This window comes from Paenibacillus sp. EB106-06-01-XG199, from assembly GCF_058791575.1.
Window position 1 is genome coordinate 156,584 of the sequence record NZ_JBYTDQ010000005.1, and the last position, 25,394, is coordinate 181,977.

A 25,394-nucleotide genomic window follows, 5' to 3' on the forward strand; every position below is an offset into this window, starting at 1 on the left:
CCAGTCAGCCTGAACCGCAGCTCACAACGAGCAGCCGGTTTAGGCTGATTGTTTTTGGCTGTCCAGAGATAGTCATAATTAAATCTATTGCGCAATCCGTTGCTGAAATGTATATTTATGGGATGGATTGTACCGATCAAGATATACTTTAAGCAATAAGGTAATTTATACTCCGGTCGGACTGAGATTATTTTTTACTTCCAAGGGTAATATAACATTAAAAAAAGTGCGGGTGAGGCTGATGATGTCTTCGGTAAAAAGATTGCTAATTGGACGTCCGCTTAAGTCGGATCAACTGGGCGACCAAAAACTGAACAAAACCAAAGCGCTGGCTATTTTATCTTCGGATGCTTTATCCTCCGTCGCTTATGGTCCTGAACAAATCCTGCTGGTTCTGATCACCATTAGTGCAGCAGCCTTCTGGTATTCCATCCCGATTGCCATCGGTGTTCTGGTGCTGCTGACGGCCCTGATTTTATCTTACCGGCAAATTATTTATGCTTATCCTCACGGCGGCGGAGCCTACGTCGTTTCCAAGGAAAACCTCGGGAATTATCCCGGCCTGATTGCGGGCGGCTCGCTATTGGTCGACTATATATTGACGGTTGCGGTGAGTGTATCCGCCGGTACTGACGCGATTACTTCGGCTTTTCCAAGCTTGCATCCGTATAATGTAATTATTGCCGTTCTATTTGTCCTGCTGATTACGACGCTGAATTTGCGGGGGGTTACAGAATCGGCCTCCTTCCTTGCTTATCCGGTCTACTTATTTGTTCTTGCATTGTTTATTATGATCGGACTTGGTCTGTTCAATGTTCTAACAGGCCGGGTACCTGCTGAACTGCATACCCCCATCGGTACACCGGTAGCCGGGATCAGCCTGTTTCTGCTCCTGAAGGCTTTTTCCTCCGGGAGCTCGGCGCTGACGGGAGTGGAGGCCATTTCCAATGCCATTCCTAACTTCAAGGCTCCGGCACCGAACAATGCGGCCAAAACATTGGCGGCGATGGGGATCCTACTTGCGGTCCTGTTTTCCGGAATTGTGCTCTTGGCTTATTATTACGGGATCATCCCTAATGAAGAGGTTACGGTGGTCTCACAAATTGCCGAGCAGGTCTTTGGCCGGAACTTTATGTATTTCTTTGTGCAAGGCACAACGGCCTTGATTCTGGTTCTGGCGGCTAATACCGGATATTCGGCTTTTCCGCTGCTTGCGGTCAATCTGGCCAAGGATAAATTTATTCCGAGAATGTTCACGGTCCGCGGCGACCGGCTGGGGTATTCCAACGGGATTGTCAGTCTTGGCGTATTGTCCATTATTCTGATCATTGCTTTTGAAGGCCGGACTGAACATTTGATTCCGCTGTATGCGGTGGGCGTATTTATTCCCTTCACCCTCTCACAGACCGGAATGATGATCAAATGGATCCGCCAGAAGCCGGAAGGCTGGGTTCCTAAGCTGATTATCAACACAACCGGGGCAGTCATCAGCTTTGTCGTCACGATGATGTTTTTCATGACTAAATTTACGCAGGTGTGGCCAGTGCTGATCTTTTTACCGCTGATTATCCTGCTCTTTTACCGTATCCGTAAGCACTATGAAGCGGTGGCTGATCAGCTGCGGATTACGACCTGCGAACCGCCTCTGGCGATTGAGGGGAATATTATCATCCTTCCGGTTGCCGGAATTACGCATGTGGTGGAGAATTCGCTGCGTTATGCCAAGTCGCTGTCCGCCGAACAGATTATTGCCGTCCACGTTCCTTTCGAGCGGGAGGATGATGCTATATTCGAAGAGAAGTGGAAGAAATTCCATCCCGAAGTGAGGCTGGTGACGTTGTATTCGCCTTACCGCAGCATCATTCATCCGCTGACCAAATTTATCGACACCGTGCAGCGCAAGGCGAGTGAATCGAATTACCAGGTGACCGTGATTGTACCGCAGTTTATTCCGAAGAAGGGCTGGCACAACATCCTGCATAACCAGTCCAGCCTGCTGATCCGTGCACATCTGCTTTACCGCAGGAACGTTATCATAACTACAGTGCCTTATCATTTGAAAAAATAGTATTCCGAAAAAAGGAATGGCAAGAAACACTTTCCGGGTATGCCCGTATAATCTCGAAAGGGGCTGATTATATGCTTACCGGAATTGTCATCATGATTCTCGGACTCTCCACTGTAGCGTTCGGGATATATATCCGCAAGAATCCAGCCAGTGGATGGCGGATGAATGTGGGATGGAAAGTGAAAGGGGATGCCGATCCCAGCGATTACTATCTGGAATCGGTTAAATTTTCCGGAACAATTGCCATATGTGCGGGTGCGCTTTTTACGATATTAGGAATCTTACCGATGCTTTAAATGCTTTAATTACAGGAAACCTTGATTGGCGAAATGCCTTTCAAGGTTTTTTTGTCGTTTTTGTATCCGGTTACAATTGGGAGAACGGTGGAGACCAATGAAGTGGGAACCAATGAATTTATCCGCTGGGCAAAAGAATAATGCCGAGGTGATGATGGCCGTCAACCTCGGAACCAGAGGTGCCGATGCTGCCCGCAACCTGCTGGAATGCCTGCACTGCCTGCCGGCGAGTGGAAACATGTGGCCGTGACGCTCACGGGTACTCAGGGTGTCCTGTATATCGACGGTGTGGAGGCGGGGAGAAATGACCACATGACGCTCCGGCCTTCCGACCTTGGCAAGACCAAAAATAATTACATCGGCAAATCACAATTCGCAGATCCGTATTTTGACGGTCTGGTTGACGACTTCCGCATTTACAGCAGAGCCCTTAGTGCTGCCGAAATTGCAGCTCTAATCGCGCCTGCCGGAAATATTGTTTCGGTCGAGGATGCCATGCTGACTACTCCGGCTCAGGAGGCGCCGAAGCTTCCGGCAACGGTCAAGGCGACACTGGAGGACGGCAGTGTGTCCGAGGCTCCGGTACAATGGGAGCCGGTAGACCCTAGTCTGTATGACAAGGAATGCAGCCTGTTCACAGTGAATGGAACCGTTGTGGGCACGGAAACGAAAGTCCAGGCTCATGTAACAGTGACGAAACGGGTTATTGCTCCCTTCCCGGAGCTTGCACTCCGCTATACCTTTGATGAAGGTCAGGGAATTACGGTTCAAGATGTTTCGGGAAGCGGGCGTGACGGAACACTTCACGGCTCGCCCGATTGGAGCGGACAGGGACACAAGAACCAGGCGCTCACCTTCAGCGGAACAAGCGGCAACTTTGCCCATGCGGGCAACGATCCAAAGCTGCAGCCGGGCAGCCTGACGCTGTCCTACTGGATTAAGCGCACCGGCGCCATGAATGACAAGGAGAATGTGCTGTTATGGTTCAAACCGGAGGGCAGCTTTGCCGGCAACGGATTTTTTGTCACCTACAACGGCAATTCCAGCATTGTATTCGTTGACGGAGCTAACGGCTTCTATGTGAAGCAGTCACCGGAGGAGTTTCTGCCGCTGAATGAGTGGACGCATATTGTCTTTACCTATTGTGAACGGCACGGTGGAGGGAACGGGTGTGGCAGCCAAAGCAACAGTTACTGTAATTGGTGCTGCCCCAACGCCGACGCCAACGCCAGCACCACTTTGTTTAAAATATAAGCCTCTTTCTGAACACAGGATAAAATGATTGGGTTTGAAACCACGCCGCGAATGGTTTAGACTTCTACGAAGCGGACTGCTATCATTAGAACTGTGAAAGACCATAGAAAGCCACTCTGCCCATGGAATGAAAGCTAAGCACCGATATAAATGTATTTCCTGCAACTATATCAGGCAGAATCTGCTTTTTTTGAGAGATAGTTGCAGCTTGTGCAATTAAAAAATAGTTTTGTGTGTTTTTAGCTAGATTTGGTTCATATAAGTGTATGGAGTGCAACTAACCTCCCCAACGCAGCGAAACGGTCGGTTTTAGCTGTACAAAATACAACTATATAGATTGAACAAAAACTTGAGATAAAGGAAAGGAGCAACGGAGGGGATTTTGGAACTGGAGGAACGGTAGTGTCCGTCTGAAAGCTTTCTGAAGGAAAGCTGGCATCGAAAACATAAGCAGTCTTCGGATTTCTACCGCTAAATAGCGGTTAAAATCAAGAAATCCTTACGACAACAGCGGCCGGAAGTCCAAATATTCACCGCAGTTGCGACTGATCCTGTACTCTAAAACCACAAATTCAATCTATATAGTTTGCCCGGTAGAAGAACTACTCTGGCGGATGAATACCGGATAACTTGCTGACTTGCTGACTTGCTGACTTGCTGACTTGCCAGGATAAAGGAAAAAGAGGTGCAACTGAAGGAGAGCTTTTGGTGGGGCGGATATGAGGAATGATTAGAATAAACGCGTATCGCATATACAGCATCATAAAAAGACGAAAAAGAAGAATGGAGGTGCGGCATTGAACTTAAGACAACAGCAGCAATCGATGCTGCCCTCGTTAGGGCGGCGCAGACGTTACTTTGTGGTTCTGATGATTACAATGGTTGTTCTGCTTACCGGCTGTGCCAGTGGTACGGCGCATATGACGGTGAAGAAGGATGGGAGTTTGGAGCTTGCATTCAGCATTTTATTGGATTCCCGGGCGGAGGCGATGGTTGGCGGAAAGCTGGAAGAGGTGCTGACCACCAGGCTGGAGGCTGCCGGGATTGAATTGAAAAAAAGCCAGAACGGTAAATCTACAGAATATCAATTCCTCAAAGCCTATGCTTCGCTGCAAGACCTGCAGGCAAACGCTGGCAAGCTGGACATTGTGGACACGCAGGTTGAACAGGTTAATAATTGGCTGTACACCAAATACGATGTGGTAGCCCAGCCGAAGCTGAATGCCTATTCGGATGAAATTATTGACGGGATCGGAAGTCTGAGCGTGCCGAAATCTCTGGTCCGCATGCTGCTGCAGAACCTTGCGGTCGATTTTAAATTAACGCTTCCTTATGATTTGTATGGGGCCAACAATGCCGCCGAACAGGACGGAAATACGTTGACTTGGCATATTACAATGGCTGATTCGCAGCCGCTCGAGATGGTCGTTTACGTGCCAAACGTCAGGAATATCGTCATTGCCGGTGGCGGCGTAGTGCTAATCCTGGCAGTTGCCATCATTTGGTTCATAAGAGCAAGAAAAGCGCGCAAGCCTAAGAGTGCCTGAAAGTAACCCCAATGGGGCCAACACCCTATCCCTATTATCATCCAAAAGAGCCGTCAGCCTCAGCGTACACCTGCTGGAATGTTGACGGCTTTTGTCAAAATATAAGAATTTATATGTTTCACACGATAACTTATCCTTCTATTTCTCGCTGAAACGGTACCGTCCTTAAAAAGGACGGCAAAGCCGTTTCCACTTGTCTAAATCTGGCTATTTAGGATTCACAACCGGCAGAGGATTCCCCGATACTTATCCGGTCCCGCCTTGGGCTCTGGAGCTTACGTTGTCACGGTACTGGCCGGGGGTCATCCCTTCCTGCTTCCGGAAGGAGCGGATGAAATTTTGCGAATTGTTGTATCTGAGCCTTGCGGCAATGTCCTTAATTGGCATGTCGGTTTCTTCCAGCCATTTTTTGGCCATTTTGAACCGGTACATCGCCAGGTACTCACTGAAATAATATTGGGTCTCCTTGCGGAAGACGCTGCTGAGATAGTTGGCGTTGTAATGAAGGCGTGAAGCGCACTCCTCCAGCGTAAGATCCTTGTCATAATCATGCTGGACAATATCAATAATTTTCTCTGAAATGTTGTGATATTGGGCATTTTGCCGGCTGTGAAAAATCCGGATCATCGGCAGAATAACCATACTCCAGAACCAGTCCTCGATTTCGGCTACAATGTGGAGGTCGGTCAGCTCTTCGAATAAGGAGCCGTTCACATGATAAATCTGCTTCAGGCTAATTCCCGATTCCTGCATCATAATGAGGATATTATTGAGCAGACGGGTCAGCGGAATCTGGTACTCCTGCGGGGACAGTCCCAGCGCAAAAATACACTTGAACAGCTTATGCAGCAGCTCCTTCGCTTTTTCAGTATCGGCCAGCTTGATGGCGTCCATCAGATCATTTTCGGTATGCGAAGGATAGTTTAAGTTCAGATAATGTTTGCCGGAGTTGATGTTCTCGTATTGGATAATGATGCCTTTGCCGAGCGTAATCCGGTATTTGAGAGCTTCCAGGCCTTCTCTGTAGGCGATAGATATTTTATCAAAGGAATGGAAGGGCAGACTCAGGCCAATACTGACCTGCAGCTTCAGGTAGTTATTGATCTCCTGCTGCAGATTCTCTGTCAATGAATAGAGCGACCGGTGAAAAGCTTCTGCATTGCCCTCCTTGCTGCCAATCAAGGTCACCACGGCATGATCCATAATGACAGGCGCAAGCCTGCTGTCCGGGGGTACCAGTTCCTCGATCATATTATGCGCGGCAAATAACAGCAGATGGAGATCCTTTTTCTCATAGCTGGTATCCTCAGAGAAGTCGATGCTCAACGTGATGACAGCCATCGTCTTCCATTCTTCCATCTGAGTGTGATAGCCATATTGCTCCAGCTCTTCGAGCAGCTCGCGTTTTTTGACATTGCCCTGAAAGGCTTTGGTCAGGAAAAAGGTGCGGACCTGCCGGATATGCTGGCTGACCTCCTTCTCCAGCTGTGATTTGGACTGAAATAAATGATGCACCTGTTCGCCGATAAACTGGAACTCATCCGTATGCCGGGATTTGATTCCGGGTCTGCGCAGCCCCATCTGGTTGAGCAGTCTTTCGATCGGGCTGTACATACGGCGGGAGCCGAGCCATGCGAACAGGATGGACAGCAGCAGCATCACGGCACATACATACAGGGTATAGGTTCCGATTTTGTTGGATTCCTTCGTAAAACTCTCAATGGAGGTGACCGAGAGATAGATCCAGCCGTTCAATTGGGAACGCAGATAAGTGACGGAATAGTCCTTTTCGTCCATGACGGCTTTGAATTGTCCCGAAGGTTTATTGAGATCGGAGACGAGCGAAAGATCCGCAAATCCGCCCTTTTGCACAGGCTCTCCGATCATCGAACGGTCCGGGTGAAGCAGTATGGTGCCGGACTCATTCAGCACAATAATGCTGTCCAGCGGATCTACTTCCGAGTTGATGAAGTCCTGCAGGCTGCAGGCTGGAATATTTGCCAGGGCAAGTCCGTATTTTTGCAGTTTGTTGGTCGGCAGCTTTTTAATCAGACTGATGCTGTAGTCGCAGCCCGTCACATTGATGCTCTCCTCACTGTAGAACAGCGAGGAAGGGTTCAGCACCCAGGAGGTGTTGTCGGGAACATTCATCAGATTGGAGAGCTGCTCATAATTCTTATATTCGTTCAGGCGGTAGAGGCCGGAGTTTTTGATCATCCAATTTTGCCGTTGATTTAACAGGATCACATCTTCGAGCTTTGTATCAAAGGACTGCATATTACGGATTTCGTTTCTTAAGTCATTATATAAAATGAAATCGGTTACATTTAACGGGTTATTTAGTGCTTTTTTTAATACCGAAGAATTCACAACCTGGTTTAAGGTTTGGTTGACAGTAGTCAGCTTATGCTCTACATTTGAGTTAATTTGTAAAATAAGTTCCATTTTGCTTTTGTTAACATTTTTTTGAATTTCGCTGGAGGATGTGAGATAGGAGAAAGAGCCAATGAACACCACAGGCAGCGTACTGATGACAAAGGCGAATAAAGTTAATTTACTCAGGAAGCTTAAGTGTTTCACTGATTTTCAGCACCTTTACTTGGGTAGTAGCAACCGCCTCATTTAAGTGTATTCATCAGCTAGGATAATAACAATAATCATCTGGTGCCGCAATAATCATTATCTCTAATTATTACTTTGTATAGAAGATTATTCAATAATTAGCAGTTATATTTCACAAATGAGCGTAATTATGCTAGGTATGTACTGACCAAACTTTTAGGAGGATAAAGGGATGTCCAGAGTTTTTGCAGGGAGAACGGTGCGCCGATATTGCTGTTGGGTGTTGCTGCTCTCGTTCATTTTGTTAAGCGCTTGCAGTGACAACGAGTCACCCCGGACCGGTCCCGGAGAGACCGCGCCGTTCATTTCCATCCTGGCACCTCTGCATTTCCCTCAGCAGCCCTCCAAGGATATTATGGCAGAACTTGAGAAGCTGACAGGGGCTAAGCTCGACATTACCTGGGTTCCTGAAGGTGTCTACACAGATAAAATGAATACAGCATTGACAACCAATTCGTTAGGCAAAGTCACCTTTGTGAAGTTCACGGATTATAATCTGCTGAAAAGTGCGATCCGCTCAGAAGCTTTCTGGGAGATCGGGCCTTATCTGCAGGAGTTCCCGAATTTGAAACAGCTGGACCCTGCGATTCTTAACCAGGCTGCTGTAGACGGCAAAATCTATGGATTGTATACCGAGCGCCCTTCCTCCAGGCAAGGAATCATCATCCGCCAAGACTGGCTGGACCATCTTCAGTTAAGCAAGCCGCAAACACTGGATGAACTGTATGAGGTCATGAAGCAGTTTACGTATAATGATCCGGACGGAAACGGCAAACAGGACACCATTGGCCTGGTCGACCGCAACGATCTCGTGTACGGCGTGTTTAAGACACTCAGCTCCTATTTCGGTACTCCGAATAACTGGAAGCTGGAGAATCATCAGTTTATCCCTGAGTTCGTGACCCCTGAATATATGAACACCATGAATTTCATGCGGAAATTATATAATGAGAAAATGATAAATCAGGATTTCGCCTTAACCAGCAAGGAGGTCCAGCGGGATAAGTTTATCCGGGGAACGGCCGGTGTTTTTATTGGCAGCATGACGGATGTGCAGCGGCTCTCCAGTGAGGCTCAGACGATCAATCCGGCTGCTGAATTTACACTAATTAACCGGATTAAGGGGCCAAACGGATATAAAGTATGGTCCATCCCGAACTACAACGGCCTTTACCTGTTCTCCAAAAAAGCCATAGCCACGGAGCAGGAGCTGAAGCAGGTGCTTGGTTTTTTTGACCGGACTATGGACCGGGATGTCGCCAATCTGATGAAATACGGGTTCGAGGGCCGGCATTATAAGCTGGAAGGCGGGAAGGTGATTCTTCCGGAGGAGACTTCACAGCTGCGTGTAAATGAAGTGAATCCGCTCTACTCCCTGATGATCGCCGACTTCGGCAACAAGAACATTATGGAAGTGGAGAAAAAAGAGCAGCTGACCGCCCTGGCCGACCAGCTCAGCAAGGACAACGAACAGTTTCTCGTGGATGACCCGACCCTGCGCTTAAGCTCTCCAACCTATGATGAGAAAAATGTGGAGCTGTCGACGATTATCGTAGATGCGACCTACAACTACATCATCGGCAATATCACTGTTGAGGAATTCAACGAGCAGGTGGAAAAATGGAGAACAAGCGGCGGCAACCTGATCATCCAGGAATACACCGCCGCTGAGGCCCGGGCAGAGGCGGGCAAGTAGGATAGAAGGGCGGGGGATTGTAATCAGTCTCTTGGATTGACCCAGCCAGACTGCAGATTTCTCTCATTAGTAACTGTACATGTTCCCAATAATCTCCCCGCCCATGCCATGACGTTTCAACTAACTGTTCCTTGCACGCCCTATTGTTCACTCTACCTAACCCATTCCCACTAACAACAACTGCTACACATCCTAAATTCCATCCATCGCAAGTAACTTCTCCCCACTGCTCCAGGTTTTCTTCCCGACTAATCCCCACCGATTGTCCCCCACCGCAGAAACCAGCGGTGGTTTTTACTCTGCTCCCTTTCCATATGAATGGAAAGGAAAACCCTTGGAGAGGTGAAAGTAACGAAGGGGAAGTTTGATCCTTACGGAGCGGCAGCGTTCGCCTTTATGTTTGGATTTCTACCGCCGCCAGCGGTTCAAATCAGGAAATCCAAACATAACAGCGACCGGAAGTCCAAACATTCCCCGCAGTTACCCCCACCGCTCCCAACCTCCGATCCCGATTAATCCCACCAATCCTACAGTCCCTCCTCACAGCATCCCCACCCAACCTCCGGTTTTCGTTTCCATTTATAACCCAATAATCATTTGCTCACACCCCACCCCCAAACGCCCCATTATGAGTAAATGATTGTATTCGAAACCTGGCCGAGGCTGTAGTCTGTTGCTTGTAACCAATACAAGTCAAACGGAGGTCAAAATGGTATGAATAAAAAATCCTTCACCCTGCTCTTGAGTGCATTGTTAACGTTCAGCATGTTGACAGCGTGTTCAGGCAACAACAACAACAATAAGGAAGCAGCGGCGACAAAAGATCCCGGTACAAGCGGGGGGACCAACACCGCGACAACAGAACCGGCACCAGAGCCGGAGAAACCGACAGAAATTAAGATTATGCTTCCCCTGAACACGACAGAGACTCCACCGGACACAATCAAAGCGGAAGTGGAGAAATTGACCAATACGAAGCTGACCTATCAATTTTTCCCGGCGGATACCTATGAAGAGAAGCTGAATTCATCGTTTGCCACAGGTTCATTGCCGCAGGTGACCTATTTGAAGAATCAGACGACCTTCCTGCAGATGAAGGAAGCGATCAAGGATGGACAGTTCTGGGAGATCGGTCCTTATCTGACGGAATTCCCGAACCTGAACAAGCTGAAGCCGGAAATCCTCAATAACACCAAAGTGGACGGCAAGCTGTACACCGTGTATATCGGACGGCCGCTGGCGCGTCAAGGGATCATTTACCGCAAGGACTGGGCAGATAAATTGGGGCTGAAGGCACCTGCGAATCTAGATGAGCTGTTCGCCATGGCGAAGGCTTTTACGGAACAGGACCCGGATGGCAACGGCAAAAAAGACACCACAGGGATTGTGGACCGGAATGAGCTGGTATACGGAGCTTTCAAAACCGTCTCCTCCTGGTTCGGAACCCCGAACAACTGGGGCGAGAAGGATGGCCAGCTTGCACCGGAATTTATGTTCCCGCAATATATCGATGCGATGGACTACTTCAAAAAGCTTCGTGATTCCGAGTACATGAACCAGGATTTCGCGGCTACCAGTAAAACAGATGCTGTAAATATGTTCACCAGCGGTAAAGCGGGCCTGTATATCGGCGGATCCATGCCTGATATTGATAACCTCAATAAGGATCTGATCAAGAATGTCCCGGATGCCGTTTTGGATGCGCACAGTATGGTCGCCGGACCGGATGGCAAGATTACCCAATGGATGATTCCGGGCTATAACAACGTGGTCCTCTTCCCGAAAGGCGCAGTCAAGGATGAAGCCGAGCTGAAGAAGATTCTGGCGTTCTTTGACAAGATGATGACTCCTGAGGTTGCCAACCTGATGTACTGGGGGATTGAAGGCACACACTACACCGTTGAAGACGGCAAAGCGAAGCCGGCGGATGACAAAGAGCTGATTGAACGCGAGGTTAAAGGCTATAAGGACAGCGTTATCGGTGAATACGAAACCAACGGGATGTACCAGCCTTTGAACGTGCTGCCAGGCCGGATTCATGCTGATGAACTGGCGCTGGAGAACGTCAAATTCGGAGTGGCTGACCCTACGGCTGCCCTGGATTCGGCGACCTATACCTCCAAGGGCGTTGAGCTTCAACAGATTATTACGGATGCTACCTACAATTATATCTATGGACAGCTGGACAAGGCCGGATTTGAAAAAGAAGTGGAATCCTGGAAGAGCCGGGGCGGTGCAGCCATTATCGAAGAATACAACGCCGCATACAAGAAATAGGATGACAGTCGTGAACGGTTAGGCTAAGGCCCAGTGAAGAAGGCTGCCGAAGCAGCTTCAGCAGCCTTCTGATTCATACGAAACCGGCAGTCAGATGATCAATTTATGAAGCAGAAAGGAAGAGTATTATGCAGGAAGTCACCGCTCAGCCCAGCGCAATTCCTGAGCTGGAGCCCAAAAAATACAAAAGCAGCAGTGAACTCAAAAAGCGGCTGTGGAGAAATAAACTGCTTTACGTCATGCTGATACCGGGAGTGCTGTTTTTTGTTATTTTTAAATACTTTCCAATGTACGGCTTGGTCATTTCCTTTCAGGATTACAAGCCTTATCAGGGGATCCTCGGCAGCAATTGGGTAGGGCTTGAGCATTTCAAGCGGCTGTTCTCGGAGCCGGATTTTCTCAATATCCTGGGGAATACGCTGATTTTGTTCGGAATGAATATCATCTTTTATTTTCCGATTCCGATTATCCTTGCGCTGATGCTGAATGAGCTGAGAGGCACATTTTTCAAAAGATTGTTCCAGACACTCGTTTATCTGCCCCACTTTATGTCATGGGTTATCGTCGTTTCCATTACTTTCGTTATGGTCACGATGGACGGAGGAATTATTAACGAGCTATTGGTCTATTTCGGCCTTCCCAAGGTGAATTTCCTGCTGAATCCCGACTGGTTCAGGCCAATGTATATCATTCAGGTCATTTGGAGAGAAGCAGGCTGGGGCACCATCATTTATCTCGCAGCCATTGCGGCTGTGGATCCCGGACTTTACGAAGCTGCGCGCATGGACGGAGCCGGCCGGCTGAGACAGGTCTGGCACATTACCCTTCCGGCGATCCGAAGCGTCATTATTACACTGCTGATTCTGAAAATCGGTTCCGTGCTGGATCTTGGATTTGAACACGCCTATCTGCTGCTCAACTCCATGAACCGGGAAGTGGCGGAAATTATTGATACGTACGTGTATACCGCAGGTTTGAGACAAGGACAATTCAGTTACAGTACGGCTATTGGCTTCTTTAAATCAGTGATTGGACTCATTATGGTCATGTCGGTCAACAAATTATCGAAGAAAATGGGAGAAGAAGGCGTTTATTGAGAGAAATGCGGGAGGAATTCAAATGGTAGAAGACAGAACGATCGGCGGCCGGATCTTTGCTGCTGTTAACTTTACGCTGTTGGCCCTCATTGCACTTGTGACGGTGCTTCCATTTATCCACGTGGTAGCAGGCTCCTTCACAACCAGTGCGGAGCTCGCGGCCAACAAATTTGTACTGATTCCAAAAGTATGGAGCTTTGAGGCGTACAAGTTTATTTTCTCGACGGATACGATTTTTAGAGCGCTGGGAGTTTCGATTGGGGTTACGCTCATCGGTACAGCATTCAGTATGTTTATAACAGCTTTAATGGCCTACGGCCTCTCCAGAAGGGATCTGGACGGGCGCAATGTTATTAACTTTTTGGTCGTGTTCACGATGCTGTTTCACGGCGGGATGATTCCTACGTTCCTGGTGGTGAAGGAGCTGGGGCTGATTGATTCCTATGCGGCTCTAATTCTGCCTTCGGCAATCAGTGCGTTTAACATGATTATTCTCAAGAACTTCTTTCAGAATATCCCGGAGGGTCTTGAGGAATCCGCCAAAATTGACGGCTGCAACGACTTCGGCATCCTGTTCCGGATTGTATTGCCGTTATCTTTGCCCTCGATTGCGACAATTTCCCTGTTCTATGCGGTGACGTATTGGAACACCTATATGAGTGCCATTCTCTACCTGGATGACAGCGCCAAATGGCCGATCCAGGTGCTGCTGAGACAAATTGTCGTGCTGGCCAGCGGGATGGATTACAGCTCTTCGCTCGATGCTGCGGTTCCGCCGCCGGATCAGACGATCAAGATGGCCGTTATCGTGGTGGCAACCCTGCCGATTCTGATGGTTTATCCGTTCTTGCAGAAGCATTTTGCCAAAGGGGCTATGCTGGGATCAATGAAGGGTTAACCGCCAAAGGACAGGTATTCTTATGTTGGAAGGGGTAGTAAGATGATTGGCAGTCTGCCGAAAACACCCATGGAATGGGCAAAAAAAGCCTGTGACTCTTTAATGGATACTTATCAAGCGGGAGAGCTTCCTCCTGCACATCGCTGGCATTACCATCAAGGCGTGTTTCTATGCGGGATGGAGCTGCTCTGGGAAGCTGTCCGGGAGGACCGCTATCTGGAGTACATCGGTCAATATGTGGATGATCTGGTGGATGATCAGGGCAATTTCTATTTTGCCCGCGATGAGCTGGATGCGGTTCAGGCAGGACTGCTGCTGTTCACACTGCATGAACGGACCGGCAAGGGCAAGTACCGGACGGCTGCCGATAAGCTGAGAAATCTGCTGCTGACAGTAAACAGAACCGCCGAAGGCGGATACTGGCACAAGGATAAGTATCCTTATCAAATGTGGCTTGACGGGCTCTATATGGCTGGAGTCTTCTCGCTGAAATATGCTAATGCTTACGGGGAAGCCGGCTTGCGGCAAACCGTGCTGCATCAAGAGAAGCTGATGCGCAAATATATGAAGGATGAAGCTACCGGCCTCTTGTACCATGCCTGGGATGAGAGCCGGCGGATGCCTTGGGCCCATCCCGAAACGGGCTGCTCTCCCGAGTTCTGGAGCCGGTCCCTGGGCTGGTACGGTCTGGCATTGTCGCAATTTCTGGACCTGCTGCCGGCGGATGAACCGGGCCGGGCGGAGCTGGCTGCTGCGCTGAGCGAATTCGTGCAGGCCTTGATCCGTTATCAGGATAAGGACAGCGGACTGTGGTACCAGGTCGTGGATAAGGGCGATGAGCCGGATAACTGGCTGGAAACGTCGGGGTCCTGCCTGTTCGTCTACACCATCGCCAAAGCGGTGAAGTTGGGTCTGGCTACTGAAGAAGCAGCAGCGGTGACAGCAGCCCAAAAAGGCTATGAAGGCCTGATCTCGGTGCTTCAGCAGGATGATCAGGGCCGCGTGATCCTGCCGGATATCTGCATCGGCACTTCGGCGGGCGACTATGAGAATTATGTCACCCGGCCTAAGGTCAGCAATGATCTGCATGGAGTGGGGGCGCTCGTCATGGCTTGTGTGGAGATGGAGTCTTTGTACAGAATGTAAGAGGATGAAGCGGGAAGCTCTGCAGCGGTTGGAGCGCTGCTCGGGAGGAAGGGAGACCCATGTATAACATTGCGGATTACGGAGCGCTGCGGGATAGTCCAGTGCCGGCAACGGGAGCTATTGCGGATGCCATTGCGGCTGCGAGCAGAGACGGCGGCGGAACGGTAGTTATCCCGGCCGGGACTTTCCGGCTGTGGAATCCAGATGGGAAGGCGTGAAACGGCAAGTGCATGCGTCCTGCATTTACGGGGAGGATCTAGTGAATGTATCCATTACCGGAAGCGGAACTCTGGAGGGCAATGGCGCCCCCTGGTGGAACAAGCACCGGAATCACCCGGAGGCGCTGGAGTATCCCCGTCCAACGCTGATCGGATCTAACAACTGCACCCGGGTTACGATCAAGGATGTAATGCTGCTGAACTCACCGAGCTGGATGGTGAATCCGATCTGCTGCAGCAATGTGACGATCGACAATATCTCTTACACCGGAAGGTTCACGGTGCTGTACCTAAGCTATGCTGCTGCTTACCTTTACCTTTTGTTCAATAGGTTTACTAGGAACTGTGGCCCTTTTGGGCCATAGTTCTTTTTTTGATCTTCGGAGAGTCCAGGGAAATATTTACTTTACGGCTTTTTCCTTTGCAATATAAGCAGGTATCGCATATAATTAGTACCAAGTACTAATACCAGATACTATTAATGAGGTGATTTCATTGGCGGGTGCGAAAATTACAGCGATTGGATCTTATGTGCCAGTCCGGAGGCTAACCAATAGCGATTTGGAACAGATGGTAGAGACGAACGATGAGTGGATTGTCCAGCGAACCGGAATCCGCGAGCGGAGAATCAGCCGTGAAGATGAATATACCAGTGATTTATGTGTTTCTGCCGCGCAGGATCTGCTGAAGCGTTATGGCAAGTCTGCCGGGGACGTGGATATGGTTATTGTGGCTACCAGCACGCCTGACTTTTCTTTTCCTTCTGTAGCATCCATAATTCAGCACCGTCTTGGGATTCCGCTTACAGCCGGAGCTGTCGATATGAGTGCCGCCTGTGCAGGTTTTGTCTATGCCTTGCATACGGCCCACGCTTATGTCGCATCAGGATTGCACCGCAAGGTTCTGGTTCTTGGGGCAGATGCGCTGTCCAAAATTACAGACTATACCGACCGCAGCACCTGTATCCTTTTTGGGGATGGGGCCGGGGCGGTTCTTGTGGAGAGCGATGAGCCCGAGGACAGCTTCCTCGGCTTCCATCTGGGCAGTGACGGCGGCGGAGCACATCATGTGTACCGCACGGGCCTGTCGCATAAGGTGAACGGGATTGAACTGATGAATTCAGGCAAGCTGGTGCAAAATGGCCGGGAGGTTTTCCGCTGGGCGGTAAGAACCGTACCCCAAGGCATCCAGCAGGTGCTTAAAAATGCGGGGGCAGAGCTTGCGCAAGTGGACTGGCTGATTCCGCACAGCGCCAACCTGCGGATGATCGAGCCCATTTGTGAGCGCTTGGATTATCCTCTTGAGCAGGCACTGTACAGCCTTGAATATTTCGGCAATACGTCGGCCGCAAGCATACCACTCGCCCTGGACCTGGGTGTCCGCGAGGGCAAAGTGCTGAATGGCCAGCAGATTCTATTGTACGGATTCGGCGCGGGTCTGGCCCATGCAGGTCAACTTCTAAAGCTGGCACTGGACCCGCAGGTCGAGCTTCCGGCGCAGCTTTAACAGGTACCAGCCGTCTTCCCAGGAAGCGGCTGTTTTTATTGAAATATTAGAATTTAAATGCTTCAAGCTATAAATTATCCTTCTATTTCTCGCTGAAACGGATAATACACCGGCTCGGTTACTTCTGCTGAGTAAAAGTGTCAGGAACATTGTTAGTATTCTGCACAGTACAACTGGACTGCTGGGTGAAATTTGAGGCATAAGTGCATTTGAATTTGCCGCATTTGTGTTCAGATCTCCACTTGCCCCCTATAGTCTTGACAAGGACAGACTACTCGCTGCATACTAATTAAACAGGGTTTATTAAGTGACTTTATTATATGTCGGAGGATACTTATGGAGAAGGCTAACGGTTATTTAATCAAAGATATTAATCTCAACCTTGTGCGGCAGGCCATGAAGCAGATTGGAACGGGATCTAAGTCACAGCTGGCAGTTTTGACCAAGCTAAGCGTGGTTACTATTAATTCACTGGTCAAGGAATTGGTTCAGCTCGGTGAATTGTCGGAAGACGAAACGGTCCCATCCAATGGGGGCAGACCTGCGCTTACTTACCGCTACAATTACGGATTTAGCCTGGCGCTGGTCATTCATATGAATGAGAAGCAGGGTGAGGATGTAGTTGTTGTGACAGTAATTAATTTAGGGGATGAGATTATAGAGCAGGAAGAATACGGCATACCGCTGTTCAATCTTGAACGGTTTTTTAAATTGATTGAGCAATATTTGTCGAAACACCCTACCATCAAGGTGATTGGGATCGGTATTCCCGGCCAGTCAGTCAATGGGGAAATCAAAGTAAGCAGTCATGACCAGCTGAAAGGCGTAAGATTGAGCGAAGTTATACAGGAGCAATTTGGATTGCCGGTTGTGTTGGAAAACGATGTGAATGCTGCGATCAGCGGGTACTGTTCCCGAACCGAGAAAGATGATAATCAATGTGTGCTTGGTGTATATTTTCCAAGATCCTATCCTCCTGGCATGGGGATTTATTTGAACGGGAGTGTAGTGAAGGGCAAGGACGGCATGGCTGGTGAAATTAAGTTTCTTCCGGTGGAGGTGGACTGGAACAATCCGGTCAAGCCTGAGGTGTTTATTGAGGCAGCCTGCACGATTATTCATACGGTGAATGTTGTGCTTGCTCCGGATGAAATTGTTATTTACCAGAGCCTGATGGATGAGGAAACCTGGGGCAGCGCTTGGGAATTGTACAGAACTCAGCATGCAATGCCTTCCATGCCGAGCATCATTCTGCTTGATTCATTTCATGAAGACTTTGAGGCAGGGATGCGCTGGCTAACCTTAAAGCAGCTGGAGCCTGATATTTGGGGCAATTGATGCCCTGTTATCCGGGAAATCACAGAGAGGAAGAAACATAACTATGGCAACTTGGTTTCTAATCATTATCTATCTTTCATTTATCAGCTTGGGCATTCCTGATTCGTTGCTGGGATCGGCCTGGCCGGTGCTGCATCTGGAAATCGGCGCTCCCTTTGGATCGGCAGGTCTCATCTCTATGATCATTGCCGGAGGGACCATCGTCTCAAGTCTGGTAAGCGGCAGCATCATTAAAAAACTGGGCACAGGGACGATTACCCTGATCAGCTGCTGTATGACCGCTGGTGCGCTGCTGGGCTTTTCCTTTGCGCCTTCACTGGTTTGGTTGGCGGTTCTGGCCATTCCCCTGGGACTTGGAGGCGGAGCGGTAGATGCTGCGCTCAACCATTATGTAGCCGATAATTACAAAGCCCACCACATGAGCTGGCTGCATTGTTTTTGGGGTGTCGGTGCGACGGCGGGGCCGATGATCATGTCCTATTATATGGCGAACCACAATTCGTGGAGAGAAGGCTATTCGGCCGTTTCGATCATCCAGTTGGGTCTGGTAATCATTTTGCTTGTCACCCTTCCGTTATGGAAGCGGGTAGCGAAGCTGCATCATGCTGCAGAGGTTGTGAATTCGAACGAAGCCCAGTCTGACGGGCTCGAGGGGAGTAGAACCGGCATATCTTCCCCGCCTGCCAAAGAGAAGGTTCATCCCATTCGCCTCAAGGGCGTTAAATTCTCGCTTCTCGCATTCTTGTTTTATTGCGGTGTCGAATCCACAGTAGGGTTATGGGGGGCCAGCTATTTAGTAGGGGCAAGAGAGGTGTCAGCCGAATTAGCCGCAGGCTGGATTTCTATGTACTATGGCGGAATCACCATCGGCAGATTGATTACCGGATTTGTGACCCTAAAGATCAGCAACCGGGTGCTGATTCTGGCGGGTCAGCTTACAGCTGCCCTAGGTGGATTGCTGCTGCTGCTTCCACTGCCTGACGTTATGACCCTCGTTGGACTCATCCTGATCGGGCTGGGGCTTGCGCCGATATATCCCGGGCTGCTTCATGAAACACCGGCCCGTTTCGGCAAAGAGAACTCCGCGCAATTAATGGGGTACCAGATGGCAGTTGCCTATACAGGAACAACCTTGCTGCCCCCATTGTTTGGTCTGATTGCTTCCGGAATTAGCATCAGCCTGTTTCCGGCCATCGTATTGGCGTTTTTGCTATTGATGATGCTGAGTTCAGAGCAGGTGAACCGGGTCCTGAAACGAAGCCGGTCAGAAGCGTAGGCCGGGTGCAAGAGATCAGCCGGTATGATTATTCTTATAGGTAAAAGCTGTTCAAGCTTTTAATCTATAAGACAAAGGAGGCACGACTATTGCTAGTGATCGAAATCTTGTTTGGTATCGTATTTCTTATAGTGTTGTATTGGATCGTCCGTAAAATTGTCAATTCTCCTTCGGTGCAGAAACATGCGGCAGAGAGGGACAAAAAGTTTAAGGACGAATTCGAACACGGGGCTTATAAAGAGGATTGGTGAGGTTAAGCATTCAACCGGCTGCCGCAGGATTCGCGGACGATTAGCGCCGGTTCAACGACAAACGAACCGCCTTCTGATTGATTGTTAATTAGATCGAACAGCATATGAGCCGCAAGTACGCCAAGCCGTTCTTTGTTCTGGCGGATCGTTGTCAGCGTAGGACTGGTGTATTTGCAGGCCTCAATATCGTCACAGCCGATGATGGCGATATCTTCAGGGATGCGCAGTCCGTGTTCCTTCAAGGCGCGGATGGCCCCAAGTGCCAGCAAATCGGAAGCGGCAAAGACCGCTTGCGGCAGGCGGCCTTTCCCGATGAGCGTCTGCATGGCCGAATAACCGCTGGCTTCAAAGAAATCCTCTCCATGTACGAACCACGTGGGATTCATCACCAGACCAAAATCTTCGATTGCCTTGATATACCCTGCTTCCCGCCGGTTGGAAATATCTGAATCCGCCGTACTGCCGATAAAGCCAAGCTCCCTGTAGCCAAGCAGATAGAAATGCTCCACGACCTTGGAGGAGATTTGATAGTTGTCCGACATCACATATCCCGATTTTTTACCCTTAAGCTCCAAATCTACACCGATGCAGGGAATGCTGCTCATATCAAGGTCGCGGATCGAGGACTCCATCTTCTGCCCGGAGATAATCACGCAGCCGTCCACATGAAAATGCTGGCAGCGCGCGAAATAATCACCGCTGCTGATAAATTTCTCGTTGGAGAAAAAAATCAGATCGTACCCCAGCACACCCATCTGTTTCTTGAAGGAGTTCAGCACCTCGATGAAAAAGGGATGGGTAAATTCGACATTAAATTCACCGGCAAAAATGACCCCGATCAGACTCGACTTTTTGGTGGCCAGTGTTTTCGCAGAATTCGAGGGGGAATATCCGGTTTGTTCGATAATCTCCAGCACCCGCTGTTTCGTTTTTTCCGAAACATCGCTGTAATTATTCATGATTTTCGAGACCGTTGAGACGGAGACACCTGCCATTTCGGCAATTTTCTTAATATTCATTTGCATGGTAAAGCCACCCTCCGACTGATCATGAATTCTGGGAAAACGACTGATATACTGCGGTTTTGGTCCATCGATAACACTTTATCCGTTGCGAAAATCAGTTATTCCTAGTCTATTAAACTTGTTGGTACAAGTCAATCCGCAGCTGTTATTTCCGAAACCGATTTCGGCCTGGATTTACATTTATAAATCCGCAGCAAATAGTAAATAATAAACGGCCATGGCCCCTTTGCGGGGCCATGGCCGTATTTATTATGCGGAGCAGCAGGGAGCTCACGCTCCGTGTTTACTTTTCTTTGGGAATGAAGTCGAATATCTTGCCGGTTTCCAGGGCTTCAATCAGCTTCAGCAGCCAGCGGTAGTACTTAATGGCTTCTTCAATCTTTGCTTCATCTGTATTCAGGAGCTTCTCAATATCCGGATTGTCAGCATATTCGGTTTTTATTTGTTTGATTTCAGCAAGCGATTTAGCCAGTGCGGACATATTTCCCTCTACGGCTTTTCTCCATTTAATTGAAAAATAATCACTGAAATTCTGATGCCAGTCGGGAACGACCTCGAACAGATCCTTTCGGGTTCCTTTTCCCCACACCTTGTCGATCATCTTCAGGTCAAGTAAGGTGCGCACTCCTGTACTCATGGATGTTTTGCTCATTCCCATTGTACGGCTTAGCTCGTCCAGCGTTACGGGGCCTTGATTAAAGTACATGTAACCGTATAAATGCCCAATGGATAGGGTGATCCCGTACAAATCCATATTTTTGCCAATGGAATCAATGACCCGCTCGCGGACCTTGCTGATTTTCTCTATTTGCTCGGGCGGAAGCCCTTCTAAATCGTTCATGATGTCCCTCCTGAGGATTAGGCTAATAAACTGCAAACCTCTCCAATGTATTGTAATCAAATCTGCTGCAATAAGTAAAGAATTCATGCAGAACGGAATATGGCGTAAAACAGAGTATTCTATACGTAAAGTATGTAAAGTTAAAACTGTACACTAATTTTTTAGCGAATATGCACTTTGCGTCGCTTTTCACAACTCCGTTACACTTGTTGAGAAGCACAAACGTGAAATATAAGGGGAAGAAGGAGGTCACCATGGCAATTATAGAGGTAAAAGAACTTACCAAAGTATTCGGTCATGATGCGGGACGGGCACTTCCATTACTAGCACAAGGTTGGTCTAAAGAGAAGATTGCCCGTGAGGCCAAGCTGACGGTTGGTGTCAACAAGGCTGAATTCAGCATCAAAGAAGGAGAAATATTTGTCATCATGGGTTTGTCAGGCAGTGGCAAATCCACGCTAGTCCGTTTATTGAACCGTCTGATTGAGCCCACAGGGGGCCAGGTCTTTTTTAAAGGCAATGATGTGGTCAAAATGAATCCTGAAGAGCTGCGCCGGTTCCGGCGTAAAAATATCGGCATGGTCTTCCAGAAGTTTGCATTGTTTCCGCATCGCACGGTGCTGGCTAATGCCGAATATGGTCTTGAAGTACAGGGTGTGGAGAAAAAAGAGAGAACCCGGCTTGCCATGGAGGCACTGGAGCTTGTAGGACTTAAAGGCTGGGAGGACCACCGCCCTGATCAATTGAGCGGAGGCATGCAGCAGCGTGTGGGTCTTGCACGCGGTCTTGCCAATGACCCGGATATCCTGCTGATGGATGAAGCCTTCAGTGCGCTTGATCCGCTGATCCGCAAGGATATGCAGCAGGAGCTGCTGGAGCTGCAGGCAAGAGTGAAGAAGACGATCGTATTCATTACGCATGACCTGGATGAGGCCCTGCGGATCGGTGACCGGATTGCTTTGATGAAGGATGGTGTGATCGTCCAGATCGGCACTCCGGAAGAGATCCTTATTCAGCCTGCAAACAAATATGTGGAGCGGTTTGTGGAGGATGTAGACTTGTCAAAAGTCCTGACAGCTGCGCATGTGATGCGCCAGCCGGAAATGATCCGGCCGGAGCGCGGTCCGCGTGTTGCGCTTCAGCTGATGCGGGACAGCGGCGTATCCAGCCTCTATGTGGCGAGCAATGAAATGAAGCTGCAAGGTGTACTTACGGCAGAGAAAGCGCTGGAGGCACTCAAGGAGAATAAAAGCATTCTTGAAGTGATGGTCCGTGAAATTCCCCGTGTACGTCCGGACACGCTGCTGAACGACCTGTTCGAGCTGATGTCTGAGACACATCTGCCGGTTGCGGTAGTGGATGAAGAGGATAAGCTAAAGGGCATTGTGATTAAAGGGGCAGTACTTTCCGCCCTTGCAGGCAATGCGGTACCGGAAGGAGGCATCGGTTCATGAATTTACCTAAATTACCTATAGGCAAGGGGATTGAATGGCTGGAGGACTGGCTGACTACGTATTTCGGGCCGTTCTTTGATCTCATTCATGCGGTTATTGGAGGCATGGTGGACGGAATCGATGCGGCTTTAACCTTCCTTCCGGCTATCGTCCTCACGGTGATTATCGCCGCCTTGGCTTACTGGATCGGCAAATGGCGGATGGCTTTATTCGCAGTGATCGGGCTGCTGCTGATCGACAATCTGGGTCTATGGGATCCTTCTATGCAGTCCCTGGCCCTTGTGCTTACTGCATCACTGCTTGCTGTGCTGATTGGTGTTCCGGTTGGCGTGTTTTGCGCGCAAAGTAAGACTGTTCAAAATATTGTGACTCCGATACTGGACTTCATGCAGACGATGCCTGCATTTGTGTATCTGCTGCCGGCGGTATCCTTTTTCTCGCTTGGCGTAGTTCCCGGAGTCATTGCTTCTATTATATTTGCTATTCCACCTACGATTCGTCTGACGAACCTGGGGATACGCCAGGTGTCGCCGGAACTCGTAGAGGCTGCGGATGCGTTCGGTTCGACGGCGGGCCAGAAGCTGTTTAAGCTGCAGCTACCGATTGCTATGCCTACGATTATGGCCGGCATTAATCAGACGATTATGCTGTCGCTGTCGATGGTCGTCATTTCGTCGATGATCGGCGCACAAGGGGTAGGGGCCTATGTATACCGGGCGGTATCACAGGCTAAGACTGGCGCAGGCTTCGAAGCAGGGATTGCCATTGTAATTATAGCGATCCTGCTTGACCGTTTGACGCAGAAGCTGGTTAAACCTAAACAATAATGACGGGAGTGTTTTATTTAGATGAAGAAAAAAGGATTCGGATTGCTGTTGACGGCGTTGCTGGTATTTGCAATTGCCGGCTGTTCATCAAGTGAAGGAAAATCTGTGAAGCTGGCATATGTGGCCTGGGATTCGGAAATTGCCAGCACGTATGTAGTCAAAGAGGTTCTGGAGTCCAAGCTGGATGCGAAGGTGGAAATGCTTCAGGTTGATGCTGGACCGATGTGGGCCGGGGTTGCGGATGGAAGTGCAGATGGAATGGTAGCTGCCTGGCTGCCGAGCACCCATGCTTCCTACCTGGAGCAGTATGGAAAAGATATAGAGGATCTCGGGGCCAACCTGGAAGGAACCAAGACAGGTCTGGTTGTTCCCACTTATATGGACATCAACTCCATTGAGGATTTGAACAATCCGGAAATGGCAGCAGCGCTGAACAACCGGGTTATCGGGATTGAACCCGGAGCAGGAATTATGATGGCCACCGAAAAGGCGCTCACTGACTATAAACTGAGTGATTATAAGCTGCTGGAAAGCTCGTCGGCCGCTATGGTTCAAGAACTGGAGAAGGCATATACCAATAATGAGCCGATTGTAGTAACGGGCTGGACGCCGCACTGGATGTTCGCTAATATGGATCTGAAGTATCTGGAAGATCCCAAAAACGTATATGGCGGAGCAGAGCAGATTCACACTATGATACGAAAAGGATTGAAGGAAGATATGCCGGAGGTGTACAACTTCCTCGATAAGTTCACTTGGACACCTGAGGAAATGGCCCAGGTTATGGTGGAGATTCAAGCCGGGAAATCGCCTGAGGATGCTGCCAAGAGCTGGGTAGAAGCGAATGAGGATAAAGTGAATACTTGGATTGCTGCAGAATAATAATAACTGTGCCGGTACTGCAGAGTCATTTTGCAGCGGGTTAAGATGTGTGCTATGATTAGGCCAACATAAGGCTACAATTTTGTAACCTGTAGCCGGACATTGTTCCCGCCATAACACATTCTTTAGCAGGATCATCAACAAACACCCCGTAAGGGGTGTTTTTCTTGAAGAATTAGTGATTTATAAGGACTCAGCGGAGCTGATGCTGAAAGGAGTCACGAAAGGGGACGGCTCCATGACGGAGGTCATAAACGGCTGGATTGATTGGCTGCTGCAAAGTCTTGGGCTGAACGGGCCGTATATTCTGTTAGCGACGATTCCGCTTACGATTCTGCAGAGTTTGTTCGGATTTTTTCCGCTGGCGATATTGATTGTTCTGCATGTCTCCGAGTTTCATGTGATCGGCGGCATGCTGGTCAGCTGGCTGGCTTGTAATTTAGGCGCTATACTCGTGTATTTTCTCTTCCGGCGGTACCTCTATGGCTGGTTCGACGAGAAATGGAGATCCAAGCTGAAGCGCTATGACAAGTGGCAGCGTTATTTGGACCGCTACGGCATCTGGACGCTGGTGCTGCTTCGCACCATTCCGATTGTTCCCAGCAACGTAATCAATTTCATGGCGGCGGTCTCGCCGATCAAAGCCTCGTCTTATATTTGGGGTACGGTGCTCGGCAATCTGTCCTTCATCTGGCTGTTCGGAACGATCGGCTCTTCACTGGTTGTCCCCAGAGAGGAATGGAACGGATTTCTTGCCTGGTATGCGGTTTTTATTATTATTTTGCTGGGTATCTTTATCCGGCGGCATTGGGGCCATCTGCAGGAGGATAAGCGGAGCCGGATGCAGTGATAGCTTTAGGAATTATGGACATGAA

Annotated in this window: 20 protein-coding genes and 2 pseudogenes; 19 read left to right on the forward strand and 3 right to left on the reverse strand. The window is 49.2% G+C overall.

Features of this window, described 5'->3' with window-relative positions; all coding sequences use genetic code 11:
• Positions 1-241 precede the first annotated feature (241 nt).
• The 5 genes and pseudogenes from AC3WT9_RS19165 (at position 242) to AC3WT9_RS19185 (ending at position 5,165) form a co-directional block, all read left to right on the forward strand.
• Positions 242-2,068, forward strand: a complete 1,827-nt coding sequence (locus AC3WT9_RS19165) for an APC family permease (RefSeq protein WP_341379749.1) — start codon at positions 242-244, stop codon at positions 2,066-2,068.
• A 71-nt stretch (positions 2,069-2,139) separates the two neighbouring features.
• Positions 2,140-2,364 carry a DUF6199 family natural product biosynthesis protein gene (locus tag AC3WT9_RS19170; RefSeq protein WP_341096178.1) on the forward strand — a complete coding sequence of 75 codons (225 nt, stop codon included), beginning with the start codon at positions 2,140-2,142 and terminating at the stop codon, positions 2,362-2,364.
• Between the two features lie 81 nt (positions 2,365-2,445).
• Positions 2,446-2,608, forward strand: a pseudogene (locus AC3WT9_RS19175) (alpha-N-arabinofuranosidase); the annotation flags it as partial.
• Positions 2,609-2,610: 2 nt separating this feature from the next.
• Positions 2,611-3,618: a LamG-like jellyroll fold domain-containing protein gene (locus tag AC3WT9_RS19180; RefSeq protein WP_492407940.1), complete on the forward strand. Its 1,008-nt coding sequence runs from the start codon at positions 2,611-2,613 to the stop codon at positions 3,616-3,618.
• A gap of 797 nt (positions 3,619-4,415) precedes the next feature.
• Positions 4,416-5,165: a hypothetical protein gene (locus AC3WT9_RS19185; RefSeq protein WP_341096176.1), complete on the forward strand. Its 750-nt coding sequence runs from the start codon at positions 4,416-4,418 to the stop codon at positions 5,163-5,165.
• A 246-nt stretch (positions 5,166-5,411) separates the two neighbouring features.
• On the opposite strand, the gene AC3WT9_RS19190 is transcribed toward AC3WT9_RS19185, so the two are convergent.
• Positions 5,412-7,745 carry an AraC family transcriptional regulator gene (locus AC3WT9_RS19190; RefSeq protein ID WP_341379747.1) on the reverse strand — a complete coding sequence of 778 codons (2,334 nt, stop codon included), beginning with the start codon at positions 7,743-7,745 and terminating at the stop codon, positions 5,412-5,414.
• Positions 7,746-7,959: 214 nt separating this feature from the next.
• Here AC3WT9_RS19190 and AC3WT9_RS19195 point away from each other — a divergent pair, with 214 nt between their 5' ends.
• The 10 genes and pseudogenes from AC3WT9_RS19195 (at position 7,960) to AC3WT9_RS19240 (ending at position 19,490) form a co-directional block, all read left to right on the forward strand.
• On the forward strand, positions 7,960-9,483 hold the full coding sequence (locus tag AC3WT9_RS19195) for an extracellular solute-binding protein (protein ID WP_341379746.1): 1,524 nt from the start codon (positions 7,960-7,962) through the stop codon (positions 9,481-9,483).
• 714 nt (positions 9,484-10,197) lie between these two features.
• Positions 10,198-11,760 carry an extracellular solute-binding protein gene (locus AC3WT9_RS19200; protein ID WP_341096173.1) on the forward strand — a complete coding sequence of 521 codons (1,563 nt, stop codon included), beginning with the start codon at positions 10,198-10,200 and terminating at the stop codon, positions 11,758-11,760.
• A 128-nt stretch (positions 11,761-11,888) separates the two neighbouring features.
• A complete protein-coding gene (locus tag AC3WT9_RS19205) occupies positions 11,889-12,857 on the forward strand; it encodes an ABC transporter permease (RefSeq protein ID WP_341096171.1) in 969 nt (322 codons plus the stop codon).
• Between the two features lie 22 nt (positions 12,858-12,879).
• Positions 12,880-13,755, forward strand: coding sequence for a carbohydrate ABC transporter permease (locus tag AC3WT9_RS19210; protein ID WP_038596255.1), 876 nt, complete (start codon positions 12,880-12,882; stop codon positions 13,753-13,755).
• A gap of 42 nt (positions 13,756-13,797) precedes the next feature.
• Positions 13,798-14,901, forward strand: a complete 1,104-nt coding sequence (locus tag AC3WT9_RS19215; protein WP_341096169.1) for a glycoside hydrolase family 88/105 protein — start codon at positions 13,798-13,800, stop codon at positions 14,899-14,901.
• Between the two features lie 59 nt (positions 14,902-14,960).
• Positions 14,961-15,382: pseudogene (locus AC3WT9_RS19220) on the forward strand (glycosyl hydrolase family 28 protein); the annotation flags it as partial.
• A 232-nt stretch (positions 15,383-15,614) separates the two neighbouring features.
• Positions 15,615-16,625, forward strand: a complete 1,011-nt coding sequence (locus AC3WT9_RS19225; protein WP_341096167.1) for a ketoacyl-ACP synthase III — start codon at positions 15,615-15,617, stop codon at positions 16,623-16,625.
• Between the two features lie 336 nt (positions 16,626-16,961).
• On the forward strand, positions 16,962-17,963 hold the full coding sequence (locus AC3WT9_RS19230; protein WP_341096165.1) for an ROK family protein: 1,002 nt from the start codon (positions 16,962-16,964) through the stop codon (positions 17,961-17,963).
• 43 nt (positions 17,964-18,006) lie between these two features.
• Complete coding sequence (locus tag AC3WT9_RS19235; protein ID WP_341096163.1) at positions 18,007-19,239, forward strand: MFS transporter; 1,233 nt, start codon at positions 18,007-18,009, stop codon at positions 19,237-19,239.
• Positions 19,240-19,328: 89 nt separating this feature from the next.
• Positions 19,329-19,490 (forward strand): hypothetical protein, encoded by a 162-nt coding sequence (locus tag AC3WT9_RS19240; protein ID WP_341096161.1) that lies wholly within the window; start codon positions 19,329-19,331, stop codon positions 19,488-19,490.
• A gap of 2 nt (positions 19,491-19,492) precedes the next feature.
• Here the strand turns inward: AC3WT9_RS19240 and AC3WT9_RS19245 are convergent, their stop codons facing one another.
• On the reverse strand, positions 19,493-20,509 hold the full coding sequence (locus AC3WT9_RS19245; RefSeq protein ID WP_341097777.1) for a LacI family DNA-binding transcriptional regulator: 1,017 nt from the start codon (positions 20,507-20,509) through the stop codon (positions 19,493-19,495).
• 289 nt (positions 20,510-20,798) lie between these two features.
• Entirely contained in the window at positions 20,799-21,356 is a 558-nt protein-coding gene (locus AC3WT9_RS19250; protein WP_341096159.1) for a GbsR/MarR family transcriptional regulator, read from the reverse strand.
• 254 nt (positions 21,357-21,610) lie between these two features.
• On the opposite strand from AC3WT9_RS19250, the gene AC3WT9_RS19255 reads away from it, so the two are divergent.
• The 4 genes from AC3WT9_RS19255 to AC3WT9_RS19270 all read left to right on the forward strand — a co-directional run bounded on the left by AC3WT9_RS19255 (position 21,611) and on the right by AC3WT9_RS19270 (position 25,369).
• Positions 21,611-22,810: a quaternary amine ABC transporter ATP-binding protein gene (locus AC3WT9_RS19255; protein WP_341096157.1), complete on the forward strand. Its 1,200-nt coding sequence runs from the start codon at positions 21,611-21,613 to the stop codon at positions 22,808-22,810.
• Positions 22,807-23,637 carry an ABC transporter permease gene (locus tag AC3WT9_RS19260; RefSeq protein WP_038596241.1) on the forward strand — a complete coding sequence of 277 codons (831 nt, stop codon included), beginning with the start codon at positions 22,807-22,809 and terminating at the stop codon, positions 23,635-23,637. Before AC3WT9_RS19255 ends, AC3WT9_RS19260 begins: the two co-directional genes overlap by 4 nt.
• Positions 23,638-23,658: 21 nt before the next feature.
• Positions 23,659-24,519, forward strand: a complete 861-nt coding sequence (locus tag AC3WT9_RS19265; RefSeq protein WP_341096154.1) for a glycine betaine ABC transporter substrate-binding protein — start codon at positions 23,659-23,661, stop codon at positions 24,517-24,519.
• A gap of 238 nt (positions 24,520-24,757) precedes the next feature.
• A complete protein-coding gene (locus AC3WT9_RS19270) occupies positions 24,758-25,369 on the forward strand; it encodes a TVP38/TMEM64 family protein (RefSeq protein ID WP_492407796.1) in 612 nt (203 codons plus the stop codon).
• Positions 25,370-25,394: the final 25 nt, after the last annotated feature.

What these genes read in the sequence shown, in the direction of transcription:
- AC3WT9_RS19165 (WP_341379749.1), top strand. Translation starts at nt 242, where the DNA reads ATGATGTCTTCGGTAAAAAGATTGCTAATTGGACGTCCGCTTAAGTCG.
- AC3WT9_RS19170 (WP_341096178.1), top strand. Translation starts at nt 2,140, where the DNA reads ATGCTTACCGGAATTGTCATCATGATTCTCGGACTCTCCACTGTAGCG.
- AC3WT9_RS19195 (WP_341379746.1), top strand. Translation starts at nt 7,960, where the DNA reads ATGTCCAGAGTTTTTGCAGGGAGAACGGTGCGCCGATATTGCTGTTGG.
- AC3WT9_RS19200 (WP_341096173.1), top strand. Translation starts at nt 10,198, where the DNA reads ATGAATAAAAAATCCTTCACCCTGCTCTTGAGTGCATTGTTAACGTTC.
- AC3WT9_RS19205 (WP_341096171.1), top strand. Translation starts at nt 11,889, where the DNA reads ATGCAGGAAGTCACCGCTCAGCCCAGCGCAATTCCTGAGCTGGAGCCC.
- AC3WT9_RS19210 (WP_038596255.1), top strand. Translation starts at nt 12,880, where the DNA reads ATGGTAGAAGACAGAACGATCGGCGGCCGGATCTTTGCTGCTGTTAAC.
- AC3WT9_RS19215 (WP_341096169.1), top strand. Translation starts at nt 13,798, where the DNA reads ATGATTGGCAGTCTGCCGAAAACACCCATGGAATGGGCAAAAAAAGCC.
- AC3WT9_RS19230 (WP_341096165.1), top strand. Translation starts at nt 16,962, where the DNA reads ATGGAGAAGGCTAACGGTTATTTAATCAAAGATATTAATCTCAACCTT.
- AC3WT9_RS19235 (WP_341096163.1), top strand. Translation starts at nt 18,007, where the DNA reads ATGGCAACTTGGTTTCTAATCATTATCTATCTTTCATTTATCAGCTTG.
- AC3WT9_RS19245 (WP_341097777.1), bottom strand. Translation starts at nt 20,509, where the DNA reads ATGAATATTAAGAAAATTGCCGAAATGGCAGGTGTCTCCGTCTCAACG.
- AC3WT9_RS19250 (WP_341096159.1), bottom strand. Translation starts at nt 21,356, where the DNA reads ATGAACGATTTAGAAGGGCTTCCGCCCGAGCAAATAGAGAAAATCAGC.
- AC3WT9_RS19255 (WP_341096157.1), top strand. Translation starts at nt 21,611, where the DNA reads ATGGCAATTATAGAGGTAAAAGAACTTACCAAAGTATTCGGTCATGAT.
- AC3WT9_RS19260 (WP_038596241.1), top strand. Translation starts at nt 22,807, where the DNA reads ATGAATTTACCTAAATTACCTATAGGCAAGGGGATTGAATGGCTGGAG.
- AC3WT9_RS19265 (WP_341096154.1), top strand. Translation starts at nt 23,659, where the DNA reads ATGAAGAAAAAAGGATTCGGATTGCTGTTGACGGCGTTGCTGGTATTT.
- AC3WT9_RS19270 (WP_492407796.1), top strand. Translation starts at nt 24,758, where the DNA reads ATGACGGAGGTCATAAACGGCTGGATTGATTGGCTGCTGCAAAGTCTT.